Genomic DNA, 20,907 nt, shown 5'->3' on the forward strand with positions numbered 1-20,907 from the left:
GGCGCCGATCGGCCAGCCACGGGTGGGCGGAAAGTGCCCATCGGGATGCGTGGCCCCGGGGGTCGATGGTTAGATTCGTGGGATGCCGCAGGCGAGGGGGTGCACCGGATGGAGCTGGCGCTGACGACCCGCACCGTTGGGGATCACACGGTGCTGGAGGTCGGCGGCGAGGTCGACGTCTACACCGCACCGCGGCTGCGCGAGGAGCTGGTCCGACTGATCGACAGCGGCACCCGCCGGATCGTGGTCGACCTCGGCCGGGTCGACTTCCTCGACTCCACCGGGCTCGGCGTGCTGGTCGGTGCGATGAAGAAGCTGCGCGCCGCCGACGGCACGTTCGGCCTGGTCTGCGCGAAGGAGCCCCTACTCAAGATCTTCCGGATCACCGCGCTGGACCAGGTGTTCCCGCTGTACGACTCGGTGGACGCGGCGACGTCCGCGGGCGCCTGACCGGTTGATCGCGATGGCTGACGTACGGCTGCGCTTCTCGCCCGCGCCGGTGCATGTCCGGACCGCCCGGCTGGTCGGCGTGGCGGTGGCCCGGCGCGCCGGGCTGCGCGAGGAGCTGCTCGACGAGGTGCGCCTCGCCGTCGGCGAGGCGTGCGCCCGCGCGGTGGCCCTGCACCGTCAGTACGGGCTTCGTGACCAGGTACAGGTGGAGATCTCGGACACCGAGCCGTACACGGTTCGGGTGATCGACCGGGCGCCGGTCGAGGCCGGGCTCGGGCTCAGCGCCCTGCCGCCGGACGAGCTGGCGGACGAGTCGCTGACCGACGAGGCGCTGACCGTCGGCGTGGGCTTCGCGCTGCTCGCCGGGCTGGTCGAGGACCTGCAGGTCCGGCCGGTGGCCGAGGGGATCGGCACCGAGGTCCGCATGTCCTGGCCCCTGCACCGCCGCTGACCGACCGGAACAATCCCGAACCGACCAGCCGGAAACAACCCCGAACCGACCCGAACGACCCCGGAACCGACCCCGAACCGACCCGGACGCCGCCGGCCGGGCCGGGACAGATGCCCGGCCCGGCCGGCGGAATGCGGCGCGGTACGGCGGGGTGGGGCCGCCGCGGCGGGAGGGTCAGACCTCCAGCGTCGCCTCGATGCGCCGGAGCTGGTGGCGGGCCAGCGCGAGGTTCGCGCGGTCCTTGCGCAGCGCGAGGTACAGGAACAGGCCCTTCCCCGACCGGCCGGTCAGCGGCCGGATGAGGTGGTACTGGGTGTCGAGGGTGATGAGGATGTCCTCGATCCCCTCGCCGAGGTTCAGCATCTCGATGGTGCGCATCTTCGCGCGGATGACGTCCGTGTTGCCGGCGGAGGCGACGGTCAGGTCGAGCTCCTTGCCGCCGCCGGCGGTGGCCAGCGCCATGCCGCTGGTGTGGTCGACCAGCGCAACGCCGACGGCGCCGTCGATCTGCATCATTTCCTTGATACCGGTGTCCATGTCGGCCATGCGTTCAACTCCGTGTCTTGAGAGGGATCGTTCCGGGTCGCCGTGGTGCTGTTGCGGGGCGACCGCGTCTGTCAGCCGGCGTCCTGCTGCCGGGCCTTGCGGGGTAGCGATGCCATCGGCTTGCGTCGGGTGAGCCCGCCGGAGCCGTCCTTCTCCGACCGGCGCGTCTGCCGCGGGGGTGAGGGCGTGACGGCCGTGGGGAGCTTGCCGGCCAGGCGCTCCAGCGACCGGCGGGCCTCCAGGTTCACCCTGGCGAGGTTGGCCTGGCGGGTGGTCACGACGGTGAGCAGGGCATCGACCCCGGCGGCGTACGTCGTGATGTAGCCGCCGGCGCAGGTCACCACGGTCTCCCGGAGGTCGCCGTGCTCGACGGCCACGGCGAACCGGCGGGCCAGCCCGAGGTGGGCGGCCGACATCGCCGCCAGCGTCTCCGGCTCCAGGTCGTGCGCGTCGTGCGCGACGACCATCCCGTCGGTCGTGGCGAGCACGCTGCCGGACAGCTCGGGCAGGCGACTGCGCAGCCGGGACAGCTCCGTCAACACGGCGGGGTCCACTGTCACGTCCGGCCTCCTTCTGGTCAGGTTTTCTCCGATGGCGGTGGGTTCCGGCGGCGCGCGCGTCATGCCATCCCCCTCAGTGCACTGCGGAGGCGCAGCAGCAGCGCCTCGTCCGCCGCGGGAGCCAGCTCGGCCTCGGCCTGGCGCGGTCGCTGGCTCGGCTTGCGGCGGGGGAGTCGGAAGCCGCGGCCGGGGTTGGTGTCGGGGGCGCGCGGTTCGCTCGCCACGGCGGCCCCGGCCCGGCTGCCGCGTCCGGGCGCGGCGGGTTCGGCTAGGGGGCCCGCGCCGGTACCGCGACCGCCCCCACCGCCGGCCGCGCCGCCGGCGCCGCCGGACGCATCGTCGCCCGTGCCCGTGCCGCCAGACGTGCCCGAGCCCCCGTCGCCCACGCCGGCACCGCCCATGGCTCCGGCCGGGGATCCACCGGCGAAAGCCGATCCGCCCGCTACGCCGGCAGCGGAGCCGCTCGTGGCACCGGCGGCCGAGCCGCCCGCAGTGCCGCCGGCAACCGCACCCGGCGCGGAACCGCCGGCGGCTCCGCCGCCGCCGAGCAACGCGCCGCGCGAACCGACGGCACCCCGGATCAGGCGCCCGACCACACCGCCCGCCGCCGAATCCCGGACCCGCGGGTCGTCCGCGGACCCATCGCCCGCACCGGCGACCACCGACCCGGCGCCGCCCACCGCGCTCCCGTCACCCGGGTCGCCACTGGGCTCGCCACCCGGGCCGGCGCTCGACCTGACCGCGCCGCCAACCCCGGCTCCGCCAGGGCCCGCCGCGGCGGTGCCGCTGGCTGTGCCCGCGGCACCGCGCCCCCGGCCCACTGCGCCCTCGCCGTCCCGCGACCGCGTCCGCCCCGGCACGAGCGGCACCACGCCGGCCAGCGCCGTCGCACCGGCGCCACCCACACCGGACCCCGCAGCACCGCCAAACTCGCCAACACCCGATCCACCAGCACCCGCACCAGCGCCACCACTCGACCCGGCAGCCCCAGCCCCGGCCCCGGAGGGCGCGACGCCCCCCGCCCGCCCGCCCGTGGACCGGATCGTCTCCAGCAGCGACCCCGCCGGCGCCGAGGCCGGCGCCCCGCGCGACGTCACCGCCACCGCGTCCAGCGCCGTCCCCACCAGCGCCCGCGGTGACTCCCCGCGCGCGCCGGGCCCCACCCCGGTCAGCGCGTCGATCGCCCCGCGGGCCTCCCCGCGCAGCGCCACCCGCGCCGCCCCGCGCTCGCCCGGCGCCCCCCACTGCCGCGGTACGGCCGCCGGGGCGCGCGGATCCAGCGCCGAGCCCCGCGGGTCCCCGCCGCCCGCCGGCGCGGCCGGGCCGGGCGGCGGGAGGACGGGCGGTTGCAGCAGGCCGTCGGCGACCAGGCGGCGGACCTCCTGGAGGCAGGCGTACGCCGCCCGGCCGAGGTGCCGGGCCAGGTCGGTGGCGCTGCGCTGGCCGTCCGAGTGGACGATCAGCTCCCATTGCAGGGAGGTGAGCCGGACCCGGTCCCGGCGGATCCGCGGTACCGGGACGACCGGCGCCGCGTCGACCGCGGGGCGGTCGAGGATCTCGTCGAGCAGCCGGCGGCGGCGGTCCACCTCGGCGCTGAGCTTGGCCGCCGGTACGGCCGCGACCGGACCCAGCCAGTGCGGCCGGTCGGGTTCGAACCGGACCGGTACCGCGTGCGGCACCAGGACGAAGTAGGCGGCGTCGTAGATCACGCTGAGTACGCAGAGTTCCAGCTCGCCGCGGGTGAGGTGCCCCTGTTCGAGCAGGACGCCGCCGACCCGGTGCTCGCCGATGCCGGCGTCCACGGCCGACTGCCACACCTCGACCGGCAGCCGCCCGCCGATGGTGAGCAGGTCGCCGACGCCGGGGGCCAGCGGCGACGCCGCGTGGGTGACCCGGCCGTCGACCAGTTGCAGCAGGCCCGGCGGGTCGCTGCCGATGTGCAGGGCGCCGGTCGCGCGCGCGGCGGCGAGGTCCGCCAGAACCCGGTGCGGTTCGGCGGGACTCGTGAGCTTCACCGACCCTCCTCGGCGCGGGCTGGTCCGATGGCCATGGCGGTTCAGGCCCTGGCCGGGTGGGCGCCGAGTTCGCGCAGGCGGCGGCGGGCGACGGCGAGGTTGCCGCGGTCGCGGTCGAGCCAGAGGTACAGCACGAGCCGCGCGTCGAAGCCGGTACTCAGGCGGCGGAGCAGGTGGTACCCCGACCGGCTGGTGATGATCAGGTCCTCCATGGCGTCCTCGCGGGTCGCGGAGGTGAACGGCGCCGTCCTGGTCACCGCGGCCATCACCTCGCTGGCGCCGGCCGCGGCGGCGGCGTGGTCGTCCGGGGCGGCGCCGGTCGTGCCCAGGCAGGTGCCGGCGCCGTAGTCGACGATGCTGGCGCCCCGCGCGCCGGGGATCGTCATGGCGTGGTTCAGGTACGCCTCAACGGACACGTGTACTCCTCAGCCGGCGGGGCGGTTCGCGCAGCGGTCCCGTCCGCGGCGCGCCCGGCGGGGTGTCCGGATCCGCCCCGGCCCTCCGTCGGCGCCCTCACAGGTGGCTATCTTTCGGTGACTTTTGGCAACCGCGTCGGACTGTTTGTCCGACCCCGGAGGGTCACCGTCCGCGGGGGTGGGTGACCGCGTACCGAATGCGCGCGGTACCCGCGCGGGCGGGGGCGCGAAATCCTGTTCGCACCCGAATGGGTACGATGATCATGAAGGCCGCACACCGGTCCGTAACATACTGATATAGCGCCATACGCGTCACCCCGACACAGAGTGCTAATTCTCTTATTTCGGGCATTAGCCCGGTTAAGGTACGCGGGTCATATCCACGCATCCGCGACGGCCGTACGGTGATCGTGAGCTGGGTCACCCGACGAGCCGGGGCAATGGCGGCATCGACGCCCCACCACATCGGGCGCTTCCCCCGGAACGCGATTCCGCCGCATCCACGGCCGGCGTGTCCACCGCAACGGGCGCCGGATGTGAACGCTCGATGTCGGTGCGATCACCGGCGCGGTGCGCGTTCTACAGGAGGACTCGATTGTCCGGCATGGTCATGGCCGCTGACGGCGGCACTACATCCCTCACCGGCGGCAACGTCACATACATCGTGGTCGCGGTGGTCATCTCCCTCGTGGCGCTGGCCTTCGCCGCCGCCCTCACCCGGGCGGTGCTGGCGGCCGACCGCGGCACCGACTCCATGCAGGAGATCGCGGGCGCGGTCCAGGAGGGCGCGAGCGCCTACCTGTTCCGCCAGTTCAAGACGCTCGGCATCTTCGTGGTGCTGGCCGTCGTCCTGCTGTTCCTGCTGCCGGTGCACGACGTCGAGGGCAGCGAGCTGGGCGTGAAGCTCGGCCGGTCCGGCTTCTTCGTCATCGGCGCGCTGTTCAGCGCGTTCATCGGCGGCGCGGGCATGGCCCTGGCCACCCGGGCGAACCTGCGCGTCGCCGCCGCGGCGCGGGCCGCGACCGGCGGCCGCGAGGGCGCGATGAAGATCGCGTTCCGGACCGGCGGCGTGGTCGGCTTCCTCACCGTCGGCCTGGGCCTGCTGGGCGCCTCGGTCGTCGTGCTGCTGTACCGGGGCGACGCCCCGACCGTGCTGGAGGGCTTCGGCTTCGGCGCCGCGCTGCTGGCGATGTTCATGCGGGTCGGCGGCGGCATCTTCACCAAGGCCGCCGACGTCGGCGCCGACCTGGTCGGCAAGGTCGAGAAGGGCATCCCCGAGGACGACGCCCGCAACCCCGCCACCATCGCCGACAACGTCGGCGACAACGTGGGCGACTGCGCCGGCATGGCCGCCGACCTGTTCGAGTCGTACGCCGTCACCCTGGTCGCCAGCCTGATCCTCGGCCGCGCGGCGTTCGGCGAGTCCGGCCTGGTGTTCCCGCTGATCGTCAGCGCGATCGGCGCGGTCATCGCGATCATCGGCGTGTTCCTCACCCGGCTGCGCAAGTCCGACCGTAGCGGCCTGACCGCGATCAACCGCGCGTTCTACCTGTCCGCGCTGATCAGCGCGGTCGCGGTGGCCGTCGTCGCCGTCGCGTACCTGAAGCCGACCTGGGAGGGCCTGCTCGGCGTCGAGTGGCGGGAGAAGCTGGACGTCGACGGCGACCTGCCGCTCGGCCCGCGCGCCGTCGCGATCAGCGCGGTCGTCATCGGCATCGTCATCGCCGCGGCGATCCAGGCGCTGACCGGGTACTTCACCGAGACCGACAAGCGCCCCGTCCAGGACATCGGCCGCAGCTCGCTGACCGGCCCGGCGACCGTCATCCTCGCCGGCATCAGCGTCGGCCTGGAGTCGGCCGTGTACTCGGCGCTGCTGATCGGCGCCGGCGTGTTCGGCGCGTTCCTGCTCGGCGGCGGCTCGATCACGCTGTCGCTGTTCGCGGTCGCGCTGGCCGGCATCGGCCTGCTGACCACGGTCGGCGTCATCGTGGCGATGGACACGTTCGGCCCGATCTCGGACAACGCGCAGGGCATCGCCGAGATGTCCGGCGACATCGACGAGCAGGGCGCCCGCACGCTCACCGAGCTGGACGCGGTCGGCAACACCACCAAGGCGATCACCAAGGGCATCGCGATCGCCACCGCGGTGCTGGCGGCGACGGCGCTGTTCGGCTCGTACACCAAGACGCTGGTCAGCTCGCTCACCGAGGCGGGCGTGCAGGACGTCGGCACCGAGGTGCTGAACCTGCTCAACGTCTCCAACCCGCGCAACCTGGTCGGCCTGCTGGTCGGCGCGGCGGTGGTGTTCCTGTTCTCCGGCCTGGCCATCAACGCCGTCTCCCGCTCCGCGGGCGCGGTGGTCATGGAGGTCCGGCGGCAGTTCCGCGAGTTCCCGGGCATCATGGACCGCACCCAGCGGCCCGAGTACGGCCGCGTGGTCGACATCTGCACCCGGGACGCCCAGCGCGAGCTGCTGACCCCGGGCCTGCTGGCCATCCTGGCGCCGATCGCCGTCGGCTTCGGCCTCGGCGCGGGCGCGCTGGCGTCGTACCTGGCCGGCGCCATCGGCACCGGCACGCTGATGGCGGTCTTCCTGGCCAACTCCGGTGGCGCCTGGGACAACGCCAAGAAGCTGGTCGAGGACGGCGCGTACGGCGGCAAGGGCTCCGAGTCGCACGCCGCGACGGTCATCGGCGACACGGTCGGCGACCCGTTCAAGGACACCGCCGGCCCGGCCATCAACCCGCTGCTCAAGGTGATGAACCTGGTCTCGCTGCTGATCGCCCCGGCCGTCGTCGCGTACAGCGTCGGCGCCGAGGAGAACACCGCGGTCCGGATCTCGATCGCCGTCGCCGCGACGCTGATCGTGGTCGCCGCGGTCGCGTTCAGCAAGCGCAAGGGCATCGCCATGGGCGACGACCCGGCCGACGGCGGCGGCACCCCCGGCTCGGAGACGCCGGGCCAGCGGAAGGCGCCGGCGCAGGTCTGACCCGCGCCGCAGCGACCCCGGGCCCGGCCGGTCCGGGGTCGCTGCGCGTCCACATCGGATGACCTCCGCGAACGGCGGCGGCCGGCCCGACCCGTACGCTCGGTGCATGCGTTCCCCCCGCCGCCTCGCCGCGGCGCTGCTCGCCACCCCCGTACTGCTCACCGGCTGCGCCGGCGACCCCTCCGCGACCGCCTGGGCGGCGTCGGTGTGCGGGGCGCTCGCCCCGTGGCGGACCGAGATCGGCGCGTTCACCCAGCGGGCGCAGGAGCAGATGAAGGCGGCCACCACCCCCACCCAGGCCAGGGAGAACCTGCTGCGCATGTTCGCCGACGCCAGCGCCGCCAGCGAGCGGGCCCGGGCGGCGGTCAAGCGGGCCGGGGTCCCGGACGTCGCCGAGGGCCGGGCGGTCGCGCTGCGGTTCGAGCGCACGCTGAGCCGGATGCGGGACGCGTACGACCACGCCCGGCAGACCGTCGAGGGCCTGAGCACCGCCGCCCCCGACCCGTTCTACGAGGGCGTGGCCACGGCCGTGGCCACGCTGCGTCGCGAGTACGACGCCGGCGCCATGCTGACCGCCCGGGTGGAGTCCCCGGAGCTGAAGCGGGCGTTCGACACCGCCCCGCAGTGCCGCTGACCCGGCCGCCCGCGGAACATCCGATCTTTCCCGGCGGGGTCGACCCATCGAGGGACGTCCGGTGCCGCCGCCCGCCCCGCCCGCCCGGGAAGCCGGCCGGACCAGCGGCGGCGTTGCTGTCACTGGGCCGGGTGACCGTGTACCGTCCGTGGTCAGGGGCAGGGCGGATCACGGGGTAGCGCGATCCACGGGGTGACCCCGTCCACGGGATCACCCGGTCCACGGGTACTGCGGCCACGGGCCGGCCGGTCCGGCGGCGCGCCTCGCGCCGCCTCGGCGGCTGCCGGGTGGCGGCGCGCGCTACCGTGGGTTTCCGTCGCCGCCCGTACGGGCGCCCATGGCGGCGTCAACGGTTGAGGTCAGGGAGTGTCGTGCCGAGTAGCAGCACCCGCCTGGTGATCGTCGAGTCACCGGCGAAGGCAAAGACGATCTCCAGCTACCTCGGCCCCGGATACGTGGTCGAGGCCAGCCTGGGGCACATCCGCGACCTCCCACGCAACGCCGCCGACGTGCCAGCGAAGTACAAGAGCGAGCCCTGGGCCCGGCTCGGCGTGGACGTGGACAACGGCTTCGCCGCGCTGTACGTCGTCTCCACCGACCGCAAGCAGCACATCAGCAAGCTGAAGAGCCTGGCCGCCGAGGCCGACGAGATCCTGCTCGCCACCGATGAGGACCGCGAGGGCGAGGCGATCGCCTGGCACCTGGTGGAGACGCTCAAGCCCAAGGTCCCGGTCCGCCGGATGGTCTTCCACGAGATCACCAAGCCGGCCATCCAGGCCGCCGTCGCCAACCCGCGGGAGATCGACCGCAGCCTGGTCGACGCGCAGGAGGCCCGGCGGATCCTGGACCGGCTGTACGGGTACGAGGTCAGCCCGGTCCTGTGGAAGAAGGTCATGCCGAAGCTCTCGGCGGGCCGGGTGCAGTCCGTGGCCACCCGGATCGTGGTCGAGCGGGAGCGGCAGCGGATGGCGTTCCGCGCCGCCGAGTACTGGGACATCACCGCCACGCTGGCCGTGGCCGACCCCGGCGAGGGGCCGCGCACGTTCAGCGCGACGCTGGTCGCGCTCGACGGCGACCGGATCGCCACCGGCAAGGACTTCGAGGCGACGACCGGGCGGCTCAAGGGCAGCGCGGGCGCCGTCCACCTCGACGGCGACGGCGCGCGCGGGCTCGCCGCCCGGCTCGACGGCCGGCCGTTCGCGGTCACCCGGGTGGAGGAGAAGCCGTACCGGCGCCGGCCGTACGCCCCGTTCATCACCTCGACGCTCCAGCAGGAGGCGTCGCGCAAGCTGCGCTTCTCGGCGCAGCAGACGATGCGCACGGCGCAGCGGCTGTACGAGAACGGCTACATCACCTATATGCGTACCGACTCGGTAAACCTCTCCGAGACGGCCCTGGCCGCGGCCCGCCGGCAGATCGGCGAGCTGTACGGCGACCGGTGCGTGCCGACCGAGCCGCGCCGGTACCAGTCGAAGGCGAAGAACGCGCAGGAGGCGCACGAGGCGATCCGCCCCGCGGGCGACTCGTTCCGCACGCCGGGCAACGTGGCCGGCGAGCTGTCGCCGGAGGAGCTGCGGCTGTACGAGCTGATCTGGCGCCGGACGATCGCTTCGCAGATGATCGACGCGGTCGGCTCGTCGGTGTCGGTCCGGGTCCGGGCGACCACGGCCTCCGGCGAGGAGGCCGACTTCGGCGCGACCGGCAAGACGATCACCGAGCCGGGCTTCCTGCGCGCGTACGTCGAGTCCTCCGACGACGAGAACGCCGAGGCCGAGGACGCCGAGCGGCGCCTGCCGGCGCTGGCGAAGGACCAGCCGCTGACCGCGGACGCGCTGGCCGCCGTCGGGCACACCACGAGCGCGCCGGCCCGGTACACCGAGGCGTCGCTGGTCAAGGCGCTGGAGGAGCGGGGGATCGGCCGGCCGTCGACGTACGAGTCGATCATGCGGACGATCCAGGACCGCGGCTACGTCGTCAAGCGCGGCCAGGCCCTCATCCCGTCCTTCACGGCGTTCGCGGTGATCGGGCTGCTGGAGGGTTACTACCCGCGGCTGGTCGACTACGACTTCACCGCCGCGATGGAGAACGAGCTGGACGACATCGCCGGCGGCAACGCCGCCGCGATCGACTTCCTCACCGCCTTCTACTTCGGCTCCGAGCTGGGCGCCGACGGCTCGGTGGCGCGCGCCGGCGGCCTGAAGAAGATGGTCACGGAGAACCTGGCCGAGATCGACGCCCGCTCGGTGAACTCGATCCCGCTGTTCGTCGACGAGGAGCACCGCAAGGTCGTCGTCCGGGTCGGCCGCTACGGCCCGTACCTCCAGCGCACCCCCGAGACCCCCGCGGCCGACGGCGAGGCGCCCGAGGGCGAGCGCGCCGCGCTGCCCGAGGGACTGGCGCCGGACGAGCTGCACCCGGACAAGGTCGCCGAGCTGTTCATCGGCGGCAACGGCGAGCGGGAGCTGGGCGCGCACCCGGAGACCAACGAGCCGGTGATGCTGAAGTCGGGCCGGTTCGGGCCGTACGTGTCGACCGGCGACAAAAACGCCTCGCTGCTGCGCGGCCAGTCGCCGGAGGAGCTGACGCTGGAGCAGGCGTTGCAGCTCCTGGCGCTGCCCCGGCTGCTGGGCAACGCCCCGGACGGCGCCGAGGTCTTCTCGGCCGCGGGCCGCTACGGACCGTACGTGAAGAAGGGCGAGGAGTACCGCTCGCTGGAGACCGACGAGCGGATCTTCACGGTCACGCTCGACGAGGCGCTGACCCTGCTGGCCGCCCCGAAGGCCCGGCAGCGCCGCGAGGCCAAGCCGCCGCTGCGCGAGATGGGCAACGACCCGCTCACCGAGAAGCCGCTGGTGATCAAGGACGGGCGGTTCGGCCCGTACGTCACCGACGGCGAGTACAACGCCTCGCTGCGGCGCGGGCAGACGACCGAGGAGCTGACGCTGGCGCAGGCGTCGGAGATGCTCGCGGAGAAGCGGGCCAAGGGCCCGGCCAAGCCGCGGAAGAAGGCCGCCAAGAAGGCGGCGTCCGCCGACGGCGAGGCCGCTCCGGCGAAGAAGGCGACCCGGAAGACGGCCGCGAAGAAGGCCGCCGACGGTACGGCGAAGGCGCCGAAGAAGGCGGCCGCGAAGGCCACCGCGACGAAGAAGGCCGCCGCGAAGAAGGCCACCAAGAAGGCCGCGCCGCCGAAGGTCGCACCTTCGACGGCGGGTGCCGCCCACCAGACCGATTGACATCGGTCGCCGTACCCTCTCGAAAAGTGGGCGGACTTCGGCTACGGTCGATATCTCTGTGAAACAATGACGCTCGCCTATACGTGAACCCCCGCTGCGCGCACCCGCCGCCGACCGGCTCCGGGCGCCCGTCCGGGTGCGGAGCGTCAGTAGATCGATTCGCCCCGTTCTGCGAGCGAACTCCGCACCCCGATCGTTAGGGAGGGTGGAGCTGCGATATGTCGCTTCGGCGCGCGGGGGGCGCGCGTCGAGCTGTACGAGAGGGGGTGGCGGCGCGTGACGACTTCGGTCGTGAGCGGACCGTTGCGCCGGGTTCCGGTCCAGGGCCGCAGCGTGGCCCGGGTGAAGCGGATGCTCGACGCGTGTGCCGAACTGGTCGACGAGGTGGGGTACGAGGCGCTCACCACCACGCTGCTCGCCGAGCGGGCCAGCGTCGCCATCGGATCGGTGTACCAGTTCTTCCCCGACAAGCGGGCCATCGTCCAGGCCCTGACCGTCCGCAGCATGGAGGCGTACCTGGAGCGGCTCGCCGCCCGGCTCGCCGCCGAGGAGTTCGCCGACTGGCGCGACGGCGTCGACGCCGCCATCGACGAGTACGTGGCGATGCACCGCAGCGTGCCGGGCTTCCGCACGCTGCACTTCGGCGACGTGGTCGACGTCCACCTACTCGACGCCGAGCGGGACAACAACGGGGTGATCGCCGACCAGCTCGCGGGCGCGCTGGCGGCCAAGTTCCCGCTGCCGGACGGCGACCGGCTGCGGTTCGCGCTGGAGATCGCCATCCAGTCGGCGGACGCGCTGATCAAGATGGCGTTCCGGCGGGACCCGGAGGGGGACCCGGCGGTGCTGACCGAGGCGCGCACGCTCATCCGCGACTACCTCCAGCGCCACACCCCGTAGCCGTACCGGCGGATCCGGCCGCACCACCGCTCGCGGGGTGCGGCCGTCGCATGTCGGCGCGCGCCACCGGGCGCCGCCGGCGGCGTTTCGCGGCGGCGGGGTGCCGGCACCCGCTCGCCCGTCCCCGGGCTGCGGCCGGTCAGGCGCGCCGGGGCTCCGGGGCGGGGTGGCGGAGGGTCAGCCAGCGTTCGAACGCGACGGTCGCCAGCGGCGGGACCGACGCCAGCAGGGCCACCGCGGTCCGCCACAGCGACCACCGCTCGGCCCGGGCCGCCCACACCGTCGCGACCAGGTACGCCACGAACAGCCCGCCGTGCAGCCGGCCGAACAGCCACACCCCGGCGGTGGTCGTCTCGCTGACGTACTTGAGGTACATCCCGACCAGCAGCCCGGCCCAGGACACCGCCTCGGCCAGCGCCGCCCACCGGAACACCCGTCGTGCCTGCACTCCGCACCTCCGTGTCCGCCCGCTCAGGGTCCCCACGGTAGCCAACGGCCCGGCGGCGGGGCGGCGCGGTCCGCCGCACCCGCGACTGCGTCACACCGCCCCGGCCGCGCCCGTGACCGGGGCGCCGGCGGGCCAGCCGACGCCCGCCGGGCGCGAGGGCCTCAGGCGCGGGTGAGGGTGTAGGTCAGGGGCAGCTCCGCCGCCGCCTCCCCGCCGGCCGCCCGGCTCATCCCCGTCGCCAGTACCGCCTCCGCGATCTCCGCCGCGTGCGCCTCGACCGCCCCCGCCAGCTCCGCGTCCGCGGAGTCCCAGGTCAGCGCGATCCGGTCGGTGACCGCCAGCCCCGCCTGCTTGCGCGCCTCCTGCACCGTCCGGATCACCTCCCGGGCCAGCCCGGCCCGGCGCAGCTCCGGCGTGATCTCCGTGTCCAGCGCGATCGTCACCTCCCGCTGGGTGGTCACCGCCCAGCCGGTCCGCGGCGCCCGGGTGACCTGGAGGTCGTCGGCGGTCAGCGGTACGTCCTCGCCCTCGACCGACACCGTCGCCGTGCCGCCGTCCGCGACCGCCGCGGCCAGCGCCGCCGGGTCCGCCGCGGCGACGGCCCTGGCCACCACCTGCGTACGGCCGCCGAACCGCTTGCCCAGCGCCCGGAAGTTCGGCTTCACCGTGATGTCCAGGACCTCGCCCGCGCCGTGCAGCGGGGCCAGCTCGCGGACGTTCAGCTCCTCGGCCACGTACGCCAGCAGCTCGTCGGACGGCATCGCCCCGGCCGGCACGCCGAGCAGCGCCCGGCCGAGCGGCTGCCGGACCCGCAGGCTGTGCGCCTTGCGGGCGGCCCGGCCGGCGTCGACCAGCGCGCGTACGGTGGCCATCTCGGCCCGCAGCTCGGGGTGCAGGGCGGCGGCGTCCGCGACCGGCCAGGTGGACAGGTGCACCGACTCCGCCGCCGCGGGCGTGCCGGGGCGGATCGCGGTCTGCCACACGTGCTCGGTCAGGAACGGGATCAGCGGCGCCAGCAGCCGGGTCAGCACGTCCAGCGTCTCGTACAGCGTGGCCAGCGCCGCCGGCTCGCCGGCCCAGAACCGGGCCCGGGACAGCCGGACGTACCAGTTGGACACGTCGTCGACGAAGTCCGCCAGCGCCCGCCCGGCCCCGGCGGTGTCGAAGCCCTCCATCGCCTCGTCCACGACCCGCACCACATGGTGCAGCTCGGCGCGCAGCCAGCGGTCCAGCGGCGTCAGCGGCAGCGCCGCCGGCTCGTCGGCCGGGCGCCAGCCGGCGACCGAGGCGTACAGGGTGAAGAACGAGACCGTGTTCCAGTACGTGAGCAGCGTCCGCCGGACGATCTCCTCCAGCGGCGCGTCGCCGATCCGCCGGGCGCCCCACGGCGAGCCGGCGCAGAGCATGAACCAGCGCAGCGCGTCGGCGCCGTGCTGGTCCATCAGCGGGACCGGCAGGATGATGTTGCCCAGGTGCTTGGACATCTTCCGGCCGTCCTCGGCCATGATGTGCCCGAGGCAGAGCACGTTGTCGTACGAGGACTTCTCGAAGACCAGCGTGCCGATCGCCATCAGCGTGTAGAACCAGCCGCGGGTCTGGTCGATCGCCTCGGCGATGAACTGCGCCGGGTACGCCTCGGCGAACTTCTCCCGGCTGCCCGGCACGTGCGGGTAGCCGAGCTGGGCGAACGGCATCGCGCCCGAGTCGAACCACGCGTCGATGACCTCGGGCACCCGGTGCGCGCGGGCGCCGCACTGCGGGCAGTCGAAGCTGACGTCGTCGATGTACGGGCGGTGCGGGTCCAGGTCGGACAGGTCGCCGTGGGTGAGCCGGCCCAGCTCCGCCCGCGACTCCACGCAGGTGAGGTGCCCGTCGGCGCAGCGCCACAGCGGCAGGGGGGTGCCCCAGTACCGGTTGCGGGACAGCGCCCAGTCGACGTTGTTCTTCAGCCAGTCGCCGTACCGGCCGTCCTTGATGTGCTCGGGGTACCAGTTCGTCGCGGCGTTCTCCCGCAGCAGCGCGTCCCGGACGTGCGTGGTGCGGATGTACCAGGAGAGCTGGGCGTAGTACATCAGCGGCGTGTGGCAGCGCCAGCAGTGCGGGTAGCTGTGCTCGTACATCGTGGCCCGGAACAGCGCCCCGCGCTCGCGCAGCGCGTCGGTCAGCCCGGCGTCGGCGTCCTTGAAGAACACCCCGCCGACCGTCGGCACGTCGGCGGCGAACCGGCCGTCCGGGCCGATCGGGTTGACCACCGGCAGCCCGTACGCCCGGCAGGACGCGAGGTCGTCGGCGCCGAACGCCGGCGCCTGGTGGACCAGCCCGGTGCCGTCGCTGGTGGTGACGTAGTCGGCGAGGATCACGTAGTGCGCGTCCGGGATGTCGACCAGGTCGAACGGGCGCCGGTACCGGACCCGCTCCAGCTCCCGGCCGGGCAGGCTGGCGACGACCTCGGCGTCCTCGCCGAGCACGGCCTTGGCCAGCGGCTCGGCGACGACGAACAGGCCGTCGCCGGTGCGGGCCAGCACGTACGCGACGTCGGGGTGCACGGCGACGGCGGTGTTGGAGACCAGCGTCCACGGGGTCGTCGTCCAGATCAGCAGCTCGGCGCCGGCGTGCCCGGCCAGCTCCCCGACGACCGGCAGCCGCACGTACACCGAGGGGTCGGTGATCGTCTCGTACCCCTGGGCGACCTCGTGGTCGGACAGCCCGGTGCCGCAGCGCGGGCAGTACGGCGCGACCCGGTGGTCCTCGACCAGCAGGCCCTTGTCGAAGATCTGCTTGAGGCCCCACCAGACGCTCTCGACGTACTGCGGGTCCATCGTCCGGTACGGGTGCTCCAGGTCCACCCAGTAGCCGCACCGGGTGGTCATCTCCTCGAACTCGGCCACGTACCGCTGGACGGACTCCCGGCAGCGGGCGTTGAACTCGGCCACGCCGACCCGCTCGATGTCCTGCTTGCCGGAGATCCCCAGCTCCTTCTCCACGGCGATCTCCACCGGGAGGCCGTGGCAGTCCCAGCCGGCGATCCGCGGGACGTGGTACCCCTTCATCGTCTTGTACCGGGGGAACACGTCCTTGAACACCCGGGACTCGACGTGGTGGGTGCCGGGGCGGCCGTTGGCGGTCGGCGGGCCCTCGTAGAACACCCAGTGCGGGCCGCCCGCGGTCTGCGCGAGCGACCGGCCGAAAATGTCCTTCTCGCGCCAGTACCCCAGGATGGAGTGGTCCACCGCCGGCAGGTCGACGCGCGGCGGCAGGGCGGAGAACGGCGACTCGGACACCGGGTTGCTCCTCGCTGGTACGGCGGGTATTCGCCGTCGAATCGTATCGCCGCACCCCGGCGCCCCTCCGCCGAGTATTCGCCGCCCGGCGCGCCGCCGGCCGCCGCGCGGGCCCGGGATCGGCCCCGGGGCGGCCGTACGCCCGAGATGTCGGAATGCGGCCGATCGCCGGCCGCCGCTACAGTGAGGGCGTCACGCGCGCCGGCAGCCGGGTCCGCGCGCGCAGCCGAGGGGGCCGCCATCACCACCACGAGCGCCGGACCGGCCGGCGACAGCAGCGCGGGGCCGGCCGCGACCGCCCCCGTCGACCTCGGCGGCATCGCCGCGCTGCGCTCCGTGCTGCGCATCCGCCCGTTCCGCCGGCTCTGGCTCGTCCTCGGGGTCGCCTCGCTCGGCGACTGGCTGGGCCTGCTGGCCACCGCCGCGTTCGCGTCCGCGCAGGTCAGCGGCAGCGTGGCGCAGGGGCTCGCGTTCAGCTCGGTGATCGCCGTCCGGCTGCTGCCCGCGCTCGTCCTCGGCCCGGTCGCCGGCGTGCTCGCCGACCGGTGGGACCGCCGGTACACGATGGTCGTCTGCGACCTGCTGCGGTTCGTGCTGTTCGCCTCGATCCCGCTCGGCGCGGTGGTGCTCGACGACGGCGCCTCGATCGTCGGCTGGGCGGCGTTCGCCACCTTCCTGATCGAGAGCGTCACGCTGGTCTGGCTGCCGGCCAAGGAGGCCGCGGTACCGAACCTGATCCCGCGCAGCCGGCTGGAGGTCTCCAACCAGCTCACGCTGATCACCACGTACGGCATCACCCCGGTGCTGGCCGCGGCCGGCCTGTCGGTGCTCGACCGGGCGCTGCGCAGCGCGGTGCAGACGCCGCCGGACTGGGCCGAGCCGGCCAACCTCGCGCTGTACTTCAACGCGGTGTCCCGGCTCGCCCTCGCCCTGGTCGTCTTCTTCGGCATCCGGGAGATCAGCGGCCGGACGTACCCCGAGCCCGGCGACGGCCGGACCAGCATGCTGCGCCAGTTCGTCGACGGCTGGACGTACATCGGCCGCACCCGGATGGTCCGCGGCCTGGTGCTGGGCATCCTCGGCGCGTTCGCCTGCGGCGGCGCGGTGATCGGCGTGGCGAAGTTCTTCGCCGTCTCGCTCGGCGCCGGCGACGCCGCGTTCTACATGCTGTTCGGGGCGCTGTTCGTCGGCCTGGCCGCCGGCATCGGGGCCGGTCCGGCGCTGGTCCGCGCGCTGTCCCGGCGGCGCTGGTTCGGCATGAGCATCGTGCTGGCCGGGGCGTCGGTGTTCATCCTGGCGATGTCGGTGCACCTGGCCGTCGCGCTGGCCGGGGCGGTGCTGGTCGGCACCGGCGCCGGCATGGCCTTCCTGTCCGGCACCACGCTGCTCGGCGGCGAGGTCGGCGACGACGTGCGCGGGCGGGTGTTCGCGTTCGTCCAGACCGCCACCCGGGTCGTGCTGATCCTGGCGATCGGGCTGTCCGGCGCGTTCGTCGGCATCGGCGGCTCGCACGAGTTCCACCTCGGCGACGCCACGTTCTCCGTCTCCGCCACCCGCGCCCTGCTGTTCGTCGCCGGGCTGCTCGGCATCTTCGCCGGGATCAGCGCGTTCCGCCAGATGGACGACAAGCCGGGCGTACCGGTGCTGCGCGACCTGTGGTGGTCGGTCCGCGGCCGCCCGCTCTCGCCGGCCCAGCCGGTCGCCGGGCCGGGCCTGTTCGTGGTGTTCGAGGGCGGCGAGGGCGTCGGCAAGTCCACCCAGGTCAGCGCGCTGGCCGAGGCGCTGCGCGAGGCCGGGCACCGGACCACCGTCACCCGCGAGCCGGGCGCCACGCCGGTCGGCCGGCGGATCCGCGAGCTGCTGCTGGAGCGCAGCGACGCGCCGGTCACCCCGCGGGCCGAGGCGCTGCTGTACGCCGCGGACCGGGCGCACCACGTCGCCACCGTCGTCCGCCCCGCCCTGGACCGGGGCGAGATAGTGATCAGCGACCGGTACATCGACTCCTCCCTGGCCTACCAGGGGGCCGGGCGCACGCTGTCCGCCGACGACGTGGCCTGGGTGTCCGACTGGGCCACCGGCGGCCTGAAACCCGACCTGGTCATCCTGCTCGACCTCGACCCGGCCGTCGGCCTGCGCCGGGCCGCCGACCGGGGCGCGCCGGACCGGCTGGAGCGCGAGTCGCTGGCCTTCCACGGCCGGGTCCGGGAGGCGTTCCTGGACCTGGCCGCGGCCGACCGGGCCCGGTACCTCGTGGTCGACGCCGCCATGCCGGTGGCCGAGGTCGCCGCGGCGATCCACGAGCGGGTCGCCGACCTGGTCGACACCGCCGGTACGGCGCTCGCGCTCGCCGGGGCGCCGCGGTGACCGCCCCGCCGGTCTTCGTCGACGTCGTCGGCCAGCCCGAGGCCGTCGGCATGCTCGCCGCGGCGGCCGCCGCGGCCGCGGCCGCGCTGCGCGGGGAGCCGGCCGACCCCGGCGCGATGACCCACGCCTGGATCTTCACCGGCCCGCCGGGCAGCGGCCGGTCGGTCGCCGCGCGGGCGTTCGCCGCCGCGCTCCAGTGCCGCACCGGCGCCGGCTGCGGCGCGTGCCCCGGCTGCCACACCACGCTCGCCGGGACGCACGCCGACGTCCGTACGGTCGCGCCCGAGGGCCTGTCGATCGGCGTGCAGGAGATGCGCGCGCTGGTGCTGCGCGCCGCCAGCGCGCCGTCGGACGGGCGCTGGCAGGTGGTGCTGATCGAGGACGCCGACCGGCTCACCGAGGCCGCCGGCAACGCGCTGCTCAAGGCCGTCGAGGAGCCGCCGCCGCGGACGGTGTTCCTGCTCTGCGCGCCGAGCACCCACCCGGACGACATCTCGGTGACCATCCGGTCCCGGTGCCGCCTCGTCCCGCTGCGCCAGCCGGCGACGGCGGCCGTCGCCGAGCTGCTCACCCGGCGCGACGGTGTCGAACCCGACCGCGCCGCCCGGGCCGCCGCGGCGGCCCAGGGCCACGTCGGCCGGGCCCGCCGGCTGGCCCGGGACGAACAGGCGCGCGCCCGCCGGGACGCGGTGCTGGCCGTACCGCGGCAGCTCGGCTCGGTCGGCGCCTGCTTCACCGCCGCGGGCGCGCTGATCGCCGCCGCCGAGGCGGAGGCCGCGGCCATCGTCGCCGAGTCCGACGAGCGGGAGCGGTCCGCGCTGGCCACGGCGCTCGGCGCCGGCGGCACCGGCCGGGGTACCGCGGGCGCCGGGCGCGGCGCCGCCGGCCAGCTCAAGGAGTTGGAGCGGCGGCAGAAGTCGCGGGCCACCCGGGCCCAGCGGGACGCGCTGGACCGCGCGCTGGTCGACCTCGCCGGCTTCTACCGGGACGTCCTCGTCCGCCAGCTCGGCGCCCCGGTGCCGGCCGTACACGCGGACGTATCGGACACCGTCGCCGACGCCGCGGGCGCCTGGCCCCCGGAGAGCACCCTGCGCCGGCTGACCGCCGTGCTCGCCTGCCGGACCGCGATCGAGGCGAACGTCAAGCCCAGGATCGCCGTGGAAGCGATGACCCTCGATATCTGGCAGGGTTGATCAGATACCCGACACTTGTCTCGGCAGGGCACAATGATCGGCGTACCGTGCGAGCCGTGAGGGTGACCGGTGTCCTGGGATCAGACCCCGACGGGTACGTGGACGAGGCGTGGCTGGAGGAGGCCGCGGCGCGTTTCCGTCGGATCGGCCGACTGCGCGAGCGGTTGGCCGGGGCGTCGCACGAGATCGAGGTCAGCGTGCGATCACCGGACGAACTGGTGGAGGTGCGGGTCACCGCCGCGGGGTCCATAGTGGATGTACGTCTGGCCGCCGGCGCGTGCGCCCGTCCGGCCGCAGAGCTGGCTCATTCGATCAAGGCGGCGGTGACGTCCGCCCTCGACGGTGCGCAGTGGGCCAGGCACAAGCTCGAACGCGATCTCTTCGCCGAGTACGAGAGTCTTTCCCCAACCGCGAGACCCCAAGGGACCCCAGGTGGATGATCTGATAACCGTGGCCCGTGCCCTCGACGACGCGGCCGAGAAGCTCGCCGCCAGCGCCGGCCTGCTGCACGAGGCGGTCAGCGACGCCGCCAGCTTCGGCGCCGACGCCGCCGGCCACGCCGGCGAACTCGGCCGCACCCTGCACGCCCAGTGGATTTCCGCGCTGGACGCACGGCGCCGGGAGGTGGACGAGGCCCGCGACGAACTCACCGCGCTGCGGGCCGCGGTGGTCGACGCCGCGGCCGGGTACGCCGCCACCGACGTTTCGGTCGCCGCCGGCTGGGGGAACGAGGAGCGCTGATGGACGCGCTCGACATCGTGCTGGACCCGGCGCGGCCCCTCCTGGGCCGCGTCGACGACGTGCTGCGCGAGTACGGCGTGCCCGCCGAGCACCCCGTCCGCCCGCTGCTGCGCGACCTGGCGGCGCTGCCGGGCGCCGCCGTCGCCGCCGTGGCCGCGCTGCGCCCCGGCCCACTGGTACTGGCCCAGCGCCAGCTCGCGCCGCTGGTCGACGCGTACGACCAGGCCGCCCGCGCCGCCGCCGCCCCGGCGCCGTGGACCGGCGCCGCCGCCCAGTCCTACGCCCACCGCGCGGGCGCGCTCAGCGCCCGCCTGCACGGCGACGGCGGCGCCCGCCGGCTCGCCGACACCATCCGGTACGCCGAGGCCATGGCCACCTGGATGGTCACCGCCCGGACCGAGCTGGCCCGGGCCCTCGGCCGCGTGCTCACCTCCGCCGAGGCCGTCCGCCTGCTCGGCGCGCCCGACCGGGCCGACCCCGAGCTGCCGCTCGCGGCCGCCGCCGTCGGCGCCGAGGTGCTGGGCGCGATCGCCGCGGCCACCGACGACGCCCAGCGGCTCGGCGCCACCTGGGGCGAGCGGGTCGCGTACGCGCCGTTCTTCCGCCCCATCGACGCCGGCGGGCTGGTGGGCGGGGCGGTCACGGTCCGGCACGGGGGGTAGGCGCTTCGCCGCTGTCTGCATAGG

At 74.6% G+C, this 20,907-nt stretch carries 17 protein-coding genes; 11 read left to right on the forward strand and 6 right to left on the reverse strand.

What is annotated here, in order from left to right; translation table 11 throughout:
- Window positions 1-108 precede the first annotated feature (108 nt).
- The gene (locus tag IEY94_RS13420) at window positions 109-450 is read left to right on the forward strand and encodes an STAS domain-containing protein (protein ID WP_189170650.1); all 342 of its coding nucleotides are present in this window, start codon (window positions 109-111) and stop codon (window positions 448-450) included.
- A 13-nt stretch (window positions 451-463) separates the two neighbouring features.
- Window positions 464-901 (forward strand): ATP-binding protein, encoded by a 438-nt coding sequence (locus tag IEY94_RS13425; protein WP_189170479.1) that lies wholly within the window; start codon window positions 464-466, stop codon window positions 899-901.
- Between the two features lie 174 nt (window positions 902-1,075).
- Here the strand turns inward: IEY94_RS13425 and IEY94_RS13430 are convergent, their stop codons facing one another.
- The 4 genes from IEY94_RS13430 to IEY94_RS13445 all read right to left on the reverse strand — a co-directional run bounded on the left by IEY94_RS13430 (window position 1,076) and on the right by IEY94_RS13445 (window position 4,438).
- Window positions 1,076-1,447 carry a hypothetical protein gene (locus IEY94_RS13430; RefSeq protein WP_189170480.1) on the reverse strand — a complete coding sequence of 124 codons (372 nt, stop codon included), beginning with the start codon at window positions 1,445-1,447 and terminating at the stop codon, window positions 1,076-1,078.
- Window positions 1,448-1,518: 71 nt separating this feature from the next.
- Window positions 1,519-2,007 (reverse strand): roadblock/LC7 domain-containing protein, encoded by a 489-nt coding sequence (locus tag IEY94_RS13435; protein ID WP_189170481.1) that lies wholly within the window; start codon window positions 2,005-2,007, stop codon window positions 1,519-1,521.
- Between the two features lie 59 nt (window positions 2,008-2,066).
- Window positions 2,067-4,022 carry a DUF4388 domain-containing protein gene (locus IEY94_RS24000; RefSeq protein ID WP_189170482.1) on the reverse strand — a complete coding sequence of 652 codons (1,956 nt, stop codon included), beginning with the start codon at window positions 4,020-4,022 and terminating at the stop codon, window positions 2,067-2,069.
- A gap of 41 nt (window positions 4,023-4,063) precedes the next feature.
- A complete protein-coding gene (locus tag IEY94_RS13445) occupies window positions 4,064-4,438 on the reverse strand; it encodes a hypothetical protein (RefSeq protein WP_229783807.1) in 375 nt (124 codons plus the stop codon).
- A gap of 604 nt (window positions 4,439-5,042) precedes the next feature.
- On the opposite strand from IEY94_RS13445, the gene IEY94_RS13450 reads away from it, so the two are divergent.
- The 4 genes from IEY94_RS13450 (at window position 5,043) to IEY94_RS13465 (ending at window position 12,194) form a co-directional block, all read left to right on the forward strand.
- Window positions 5,043-7,427 (forward strand): sodium-translocating pyrophosphatase, encoded by a 2,385-nt coding sequence (locus IEY94_RS13450; RefSeq protein ID WP_189170652.1) that lies wholly within the window; start codon window positions 5,043-5,045, stop codon window positions 7,425-7,427.
- A 106-nt stretch (window positions 7,428-7,533) separates the two neighbouring features.
- Complete coding sequence (locus IEY94_RS13455; protein ID WP_189170483.1) at window positions 7,534-8,061, forward strand: hypothetical protein; 528 nt, start codon at window positions 7,534-7,536, stop codon at window positions 8,059-8,061.
- Window positions 8,062-8,432: 371 nt separating this feature from the next.
- On the forward strand, window positions 8,433-11,294 hold the full coding sequence (topA, locus tag IEY94_RS13460) for a type I DNA topoisomerase (protein ID WP_189170484.1): 2,862 nt from the start codon (window positions 8,433-8,435) through the stop codon (window positions 11,292-11,294).
- Window positions 11,295-11,645: 351 nt separating this feature from the next.
- Window positions 11,646-12,194, forward strand: a complete 549-nt coding sequence (locus IEY94_RS13465; RefSeq protein ID WP_189170653.1) for a TetR/AcrR family transcriptional regulator — start codon at window positions 11,646-11,648, stop codon at window positions 12,192-12,194.
- A 139-nt stretch (window positions 12,195-12,333) separates the two neighbouring features.
- On the opposite strand, the gene IEY94_RS13470 is transcribed toward IEY94_RS13465, so the two are convergent.
- Window positions 12,334-12,642, reverse strand: coding sequence for a DUF3817 domain-containing protein (locus IEY94_RS13470; RefSeq protein ID WP_189170485.1), 309 nt, complete (start codon window positions 12,640-12,642; stop codon window positions 12,334-12,336).
- A gap of 161 nt (window positions 12,643-12,803) precedes the next feature.
- Window positions 12,804-15,923, reverse strand: coding sequence for an isoleucine--tRNA ligase (gene ileS, locus IEY94_RS13475; RefSeq protein ID WP_189170486.1), 3,120 nt, complete (start codon window positions 15,921-15,923; stop codon window positions 12,804-12,806).
- 240 nt (window positions 15,924-16,163) lie between these two features.
- Between ileS and tmk the strand changes: the two genes are divergently transcribed.
- The 5 genes from tmk (at window position 16,164) to IEY94_RS13495 (ending at window position 20,883) form a co-directional block, all read left to right on the forward strand.
- Window positions 16,164-18,287 carry a dTMP kinase gene (tmk, locus tag IEY94_RS23550; protein ID WP_373291288.1) on the forward strand — a complete coding sequence of 708 codons (2,124 nt, stop codon included), beginning with the start codon at window positions 16,164-16,166 and terminating at the stop codon, window positions 18,285-18,287.
- Window positions 18,284-19,480, forward strand: a complete 1,197-nt coding sequence (locus IEY94_RS23555) for a DNA polymerase III subunit delta' (RefSeq protein WP_268244839.1) — start codon at window positions 18,284-18,286, stop codon at window positions 19,478-19,480. Before tmk ends, IEY94_RS23555 begins: the two co-directional genes overlap by 4 nt.
- Before the next feature lie 62 nt (window positions 19,481-19,542).
- Entirely contained in the window at window positions 19,543-19,920 is a 378-nt protein-coding gene (locus tag IEY94_RS13485) for a YbaB/EbfC family nucleoid-associated protein (RefSeq protein WP_229783808.1), read from the forward strand.
- Window positions 19,913-20,221, forward strand: coding sequence for a hypothetical protein (locus tag IEY94_RS13490; RefSeq protein WP_189170487.1), 309 nt, complete (start codon window positions 19,913-19,915; stop codon window positions 20,219-20,221). The genes IEY94_RS13485 and IEY94_RS13490 overlap by 8 nt, the downstream gene beginning before the upstream one ends.
- Window positions 20,221-20,883: a hypothetical protein gene (locus IEY94_RS13495; RefSeq protein WP_189170488.1), complete on the forward strand. Its 663-nt coding sequence runs from the start codon at window positions 20,221-20,223 to the stop codon at window positions 20,881-20,883. The genes IEY94_RS13490 and IEY94_RS13495 overlap by 1 nt, the downstream gene beginning before the upstream one ends.
- The last annotated feature ends 24 nt before the right edge of the window (window positions 20,884-20,907 follow it).

This window comes from Pilimelia anulata, from assembly GCF_014647895.1.
GTDB classification, from domain to species: domain Bacteria; phylum Actinomycetota; class Actinomycetes; order Mycobacteriales; family Micromonosporaceae; genus Pilimelia; species Pilimelia anulata.